The sequence below is a fragment of the Synechococcus sp. WH 5701 genome, from assembly GCF_000153045.1.
Taxonomy (GTDB): domain Bacteria; phylum Cyanobacteriota; class Cyanobacteriia; order PCC-6307; family Cyanobiaceae; genus Regnicoccus_A; species Regnicoccus_A antarcticus.
In genome coordinates this window covers 1-1,325 of record NZ_AANO01000093.1, presented here as the reverse complement: position 1 = coordinate 1,325, position 1,325 = coordinate 1, and the positions used below count along the sequence as shown (strand labels likewise).

General features: G+C 55.5%; 2 protein-coding genes. One reads left to right on the top strand and one right to left on the bottom strand.

Annotation, left to right across the window (positions count from 1 at the left end):
- Positions 1-19: 19 nt before the first annotated feature.
- Complete coding sequence (locus tag WH5701_RS00575) at positions 20-331, bottom strand: BMC domain-containing protein (RefSeq protein WP_006169870.1); 312 nt, start codon at positions 329-331, stop codon at positions 20-22.
- A gap of 346 nt (positions 332-677) precedes the next feature.
- On the opposite strand from WH5701_RS00575, the gene WH5701_RS16285 reads away from it, so the two are divergent.
- On the top strand, positions 678-1,259 hold the full coding sequence (locus WH5701_RS16285) for a non-canonical purine NTP pyrophosphatase (RefSeq protein ID WP_006169869.1): 582 nt from the start codon (positions 678-680) through the stop codon (positions 1,257-1,259).
- Positions 1,260-1,325 lie beyond the last annotated feature (66 nt).

The following is a 1,325-nucleotide window of genomic DNA, read 5'->3' as shown; positions in this document are numbered from 1 at the left end:
ATTGAGGCTCAGCTAGGTCTCAGTCCTTTTGACCAAGGAAATTGCCATTGCCCAATGCAGGCTCCACTTCGCGGTGGGGGCGAGCAATGATGTGAGCAGCAACCAGGCCGTCGCCCACACGCTCGCAAGCATCTGCACCTGCACGCACTGCAGCGTTAACAGCGCCGGTTTCACCGCGGACCAAAACGGTCACATAACCACCGCCGACGAACTCACGACCAATAAGACGCACTTCGGCGGCTTTGGTCATCGCATCAGCGGCTTCAATTGCGGGAACCAGGCCGCGAGTCTCGATCATGCCGAGAGCGATACCCATGGTTTCGTTAGCCATTGCCTACCGGAAAGAGGTTTGGAATGTTCGCTCGGGACATTGCTCTGCCAAGACCCTCGCCGTCAAGCGTTTCCAGAGTCGATCTCGATCACTGTCCATACTGAACTTAATAAGCTTTGCTTATCAGCCTGTCCCTGACTGTTCCGAACTGCTGTGGGAAGTCCTGTATGGACTTCCGCATAGTTCGTTGCCGACGCCTTTGTAACGGCATAGCTTTACAAATCGCAGTATTTCTTGGTGCTTCGAGCGGCCTGAAATTTCACGTCTTTTTCACTGTTGCTGCCAACGGAATAATCGTTCTCAGCTCTCCTAAGCACAGAATGGGTATCTCATCCCTGGGTCACCTTTGAGCCAGCTTTTGACCATCGCTAGCGGCAACCCGAGCAAGGTCGCAGAGATCGAAGCCATGCTCGGTCCGCTTCCCCTCGTTGTTCAACGCCAACCCGACGATTTGGACGTTGAGGAAACAGGTGACACCTACAGAGACAACGCGGATCTGAAAGCAACGGCCGCAGCCCTACGAACCAAAGGTTGGGCCCTAGCCGATGATTCCGGCCTGGAAGTGGATGCTCTTCAGGGAGCACCGGGCCTCTATTCAGCCCGGTATGCAAGCGGCGATCAGGCCAAAGTTCAACGAATCCTCGATGAATTAGGCAACAGTCCCTATCGAAGCGCCTGCTTCAGAAGCACGATGGTGCTCAGCGATCCGGCGGGCAACTGCGTTGCATCCGCTGAAGGGGTGTGCTGGGGAGAGATTCTTAAATCGCCTGCCTATCTCAATGGCGGGTACGAGTCGTTGCTCTGGGTGCGCGAAGCCGGCTGCACCTATGGCCAACTGAATGGATCACAACTCAGTCGACTGGGAAGTCGAGGCAAAGCAGCTCGCGCCTTGGCATCACACCTAAAACAATATTTGAACCTTCACTGAGAAACTCAGCGATAGGACGCGCTGCGATTGACCGTCTCAATCGCACGCATGGCGGCAGCGGCAGCC